Source organism: Streptomyces sp. ATLC9 (assembly GCF_057196705.1).
Map to the genome: position 1 here is coordinate 1 of NZ_JBXUOY010000377.1, position 4,094 is coordinate 4,094.

A 4,094-nucleotide genomic window follows, 5' to 3' on the forward strand; every position below is an offset into this window, starting at 1 on the left:
CCCGCGCGGGGCCCGGGGGTTGGCCGCGGGGGCCCCCCTTCCATGTCCGCCCGCGTGCGCGCGGGGGCCTCCGCGGATTCGGCCGGTCCGGCGACCCGCGCCTCCTGACGGGCAACGCCCCCTCCGCCACGGCGCGGCGGGAGCGTCCGGGTGACGGGCCGGGCCGCTGACCTGCGGAGAGGCACCGCCGCTTTCACCCGTGCGGGGCAGTGGAACGGGAGGCGCGGCCGGGCGGCCACAAGGGCTCTGAGCTGGGATTTAGCCGATTCGACTACCGGCCGTGACGAATTGCGCGCACATATGTGCCGATTTAACGTGAATTGCGCGTGGTAGTGATCGGCTCATCACGGGCCGTGACGCAGTCCATGTGTCCTTTCCCCGGGCCCGGTCCCGCACCGGGCCCTCCCCTCCCAGGAGGTCTCTCCACAATGGTCAAGTCGAAGCTCAGCAAGCTCGCCCTGGTCGCCGCCGGTGGCGCCGTCGCACTCGCCACCGCCGCCGGGCCCGCCTTCGCCGAGCCGCCCGCTCCCTCCGCCGACCTCGGCCGGCAGAGCGTCGAGGCCCCGCGCGCCGGTGCCGAGATGCGCAACCCGGAGATGGCGCCGGAGTCGATGGACGTCAGCCACCACACCTACAAGGGCCAGGTCATCGCCCGCACCGGCCTGAACGTCCGCAGCAAGCCCAACACCTACAGCAAGGTTCTGGCGACCCTGCCCTACGGCAAGATCGTCCACATCGAGTGCAAGGTCAACAGCCAGAACATCGACGGCAACCCGCGCTGGTACAAGCTGGACCGCAAGCACCACCACCACGACGGCTGGGTCTCCGCCCGCTACGTGAAGAACATCGGCCCGGCGCCGCACTTCTGCCGTCGCTGACGGTCTCGGCCGAACCCCTGACGCCCGTCCCCGCCGCCCTGAGGGCCGCGGGGACGGGCGCCGCCGTGCACGGGGGATTGACGGGCTTGCTGACGAGCGGTCTCATAAGAGACGAGCCAGGTGTGACCGCCAGTAACCCGACAGTGAGGTGGCCGTGCGATGACGACCGCGACCGATGCCGGACGGCCCCGGGACGCCCTCGGGCTGCTCAAGGACCGCGAACAGGTGGCCGAGCGCCTGCTCGCATCGTCGGCCAGGCACTCCTTCGACCCCGACCGGGAGCTGGACTGGGACGCGCCCTTCGAGGAGGGCAAGTGGTTCTGGCCGCCGGAGCTGGTCTCCCTCTACGACACCCCGCTGTGGCGGCGGATGCCCGAGGAGCAGCGGATGGACCTCGCCCGCCGCGAGGCCGCCTCGCTCGCCTCGCTCGGCGTCTGGTTCGAGATCATCCTCATCCAGTTGCTGGCGCGGCACATCTACGACAAGCCCATGGACAGCTCGCACGTGCGCTACGCCCTCACCGAGATCGAGGACGAGTGCCGGCACTCCAAGATGTTCACCCGCTTCATCTCCAGGGCGGGCGTGCGGCCGTACCCGGTCCCGCGGTTCCACCACAACCTGGCCCGGGTCCTCAAGACCGTCTCCACCACGCCCGGTTCGTTCACCGCGACCCTGCTGGGCGAGGAGGTCCTGGACTGGATGCAGCGGCTGACGTTCCCCGACAAGCGGGTCCAGCCGCTGGTGCGCGGCATCACCCGCGTCCACGTCGTCGAGGAGGCCCGGCACGTGCGCTACGCGCGCGAGGAGCTGCGCCGCCAGATGGTGAGCTGCCCGCGCTGGGAGGCGGAGCTGACCCGGATCAGCTCCGGCCAGGCGGCCCGGGTGATGTCCGTGTCCTTCGTCAACCCGCGGGTCTACACCGATGCCGGGCTCGACCGCCGCGAGGCGGTGGCCCAGGTGAGGGCGAGCGGCCACCGCCGCGAGGTGATGCGGACGAGCGCGCGGCGGCTGACGGAGTTCCTGGACGAGATCGGGGTGCTGCGCGGGGCCGGCCGCAGGCTGTGGCGGAGTTCGGGGCTGCTGGCGTAGGGCGGGGCGGCGGGCCGGCTGGTCCGGCAGGTGGCACCGGTGGTCGGCGACGCCCTCCACCTGCTGTGACACTGGAGTGGTGAGAAGCGAGGAGACTGAGTTCACCGGCGGGCCGATGGACGGACGGGTGCTGCCCGTCCTGCTCGGCCCCACGGGACGGCCGCCGAAGTACTACGAGATCCCCGTCCCCGATCCGGCGGGCGGGCGGCCCGTCGTCCACGTCTACCGCCTGGAGCAGGTGACCGGAGGCGGGCGGTGGTCGGTGCTGCCACGCGGCTGGCGGTACGTGTACCGGCCGGAGGGCAGGCAGCGGCGCGCTCCGAGGTGGCCGTGGAGCCGGCCGGGCACAGGGGCCGGAGGGACCGGAGAGCGCTGAGCAGAGAGTGACCCAACTCCCGCTGATCGTTCAGGAGTTATAAGAGAACCTTAAATGAGAGCGCTCTCACTCAAAAGTCTTGACCTTGGGGCGCGCTCTCAGCACAGTGGCCCCATCCGGCCTCTCCCCGCCCTTCCGGGCCGCGGCCGGACGCACGGCCCCGCCTGTCGTGCCCATGCCATTACCATGTCCGTCAGGAGATCCCCACCGTGGTGTCACGCAGAAGGTTCCTCGGCCTGTCCGCCGCGGCCGTCTCGGCCCCCGTCATCGGTTACGCCGCCACGTCCTCGGGCTTCGCCGCCGGTCCGCCCGCAGGGACGGCCGCCGCCGTCCCGACAGTGCGGTTCGTCAACGAGACCGGCCAGTCCACCGCGTTCGCCTACGTCCACGCCGACGTGCCCGGCGGCGGGCAGGGCTTCCTCAACCCCTCGACCGGCCGCCTGGACCCGATCCCCAACCCGGCACAGCGGATGCACGACCTGAGCGGCTTCCTTCAATCGCACCGGATCCCGTTCGACCGGGACATCCCCCTCAACGACCACCTCACCGGCGGGCGGGCGTACGTCTCGCTCGGACAGAGCGTCTCCTTCTTCGCCAACCCCAACGCCGGCGGCGCCGCCGGAGCCCTCGTCCAGCCGTCGGCCGCCAACCCCTCCGACCCCTCGTACCGCACCGCGTGGGACTACTGCGAGTTCACCTACAACCCGGGCGGGATCTGGGGGAACATCACCTGCGTGGACGGCGTCGCCCTGCCCGTCTCCCTCACCCTCACCCCCGGCAGCGGGCAGGTGCAGCACGTCGGCGGCATGCCCGCCGGCGGGACCGCGGCGCTGGCCGAGCGGCTGCGCCGGGCCGGCGGCGACTGGGGGAAGTGCGCGCTGTACGACGGCGACCGGCTGGTGCGGGTCTCCAGCCCCGCCAAGCTCCCGGGCCTGGGCACGGAGGTGTTCGCCGGGCACTACCGGTCCTACGTCGACCAGGTGTGGCACGCCTACCGCGCCGACGGCGGCCGGGACCTGCGGATCACCCTGGGCGACGTCTGGCCGGGCAGGACCGTCACCGGCCGGACCCACGGGGACCGCCTGGTCTTCGAGGGCATCACGGACGGCTCCCCGGACTCCTTCGCCAGGCCGGGGACGGCCGGCACCACCGCCGAGGCCGACATCTTCGGCTGCGACGGCACCCTCCACGGGATCAACGCCACCCAGCAGGGGCGCATCGCCGCGGTGCTGGGCGCCGCGCTGTGCCGTACCACGCTGCTGAGCAACCCCTCCCAGCCCGACGCGGTCTCCGCGGAGTTCTACACCCACGGCCCCCGGCACGAGTACGCGCGGGCCGTGCACGAACTCGCGGCCGGCGGCCGCGGCTACGCCTTTCCCTACGACGACGTCACGCCCACGAGGGAGGGCGATCTCGCGGGCGCCGTGACGTACACCGAGCGCCCCGGCGACTGGGCGCTGGCCGTCACCGTCAAGCGGCCCGTCTGAGGCCCCGGCCGGACGGGACTCCGGCCGGTCCCGTTCACCCGGCCGGAGTCCCGTCCGCGGTGTCCTACCGCGTTTGCCGCAGCCCGGACACCGCTGCGCGGGCCGGTCGCGGCTCCCCGTGCCACGATCGCCGCAGGGCCCTCGCGGGGGGCCCGCGAGGCGGTGGCGGTGCGGAGCGCGGAGGTGAGCCGGTGGCGAGGGTGCGGGTCCGTCTGGTGCGGGCGGCGGTGGCGGCGGTGACCGGGGCCGCGGTCGCCGCGGGGC

Annotated in this window: 4 protein-coding genes; all 4 read left to right on the forward strand. The window is 73.0% G+C overall.

Annotation, left to right across the window (positions count from 1 at the left end):
* Nucleotides 1-428: 428 nt before the first annotated feature.
* The 4 genes from AC2CJA_RS24920 to AC2CJA_RS24935 all read left to right on the forward strand — a co-directional run bounded on the left by AC2CJA_RS24920 (nucleotide 429) and on the right by AC2CJA_RS24935 (nucleotide 3,830).
* Nucleotides 429-878 (forward strand): SH3 domain-containing protein, encoded by a 450-nt coding sequence (locus AC2CJA_RS24920; RefSeq protein ID WP_484604931.1) that lies wholly within the window; start codon nucleotides 429-431, stop codon nucleotides 876-878.
* A 159-nt stretch (nucleotides 879-1,037) separates the two neighbouring features.
* Nucleotides 1,038-1,967 (forward strand): AurF N-oxygenase family protein, encoded by a 930-nt coding sequence (locus tag AC2CJA_RS24925; RefSeq protein WP_484604932.1) that lies wholly within the window; start codon nucleotides 1,038-1,040, stop codon nucleotides 1,965-1,967.
* 79 nt (nucleotides 1,968-2,046) lie between these two features.
* Nucleotides 2,047-2,343 carry a hypothetical protein gene (locus AC2CJA_RS24930; RefSeq protein WP_484604933.1) on the forward strand — a complete coding sequence of 99 codons (297 nt, stop codon included), beginning with the start codon at nucleotides 2,047-2,049 and terminating at the stop codon, nucleotides 2,341-2,343.
* Between the two features lie 209 nt (nucleotides 2,344-2,552).
* A complete protein-coding gene (locus AC2CJA_RS24935; protein WP_484604934.1) occupies nucleotides 2,553-3,830 on the forward strand; it encodes a glycoside hydrolase family 64 protein in 1,278 nt (425 codons plus the stop codon).
* Nucleotides 3,831-4,094: the final 264 nt, after the last annotated feature.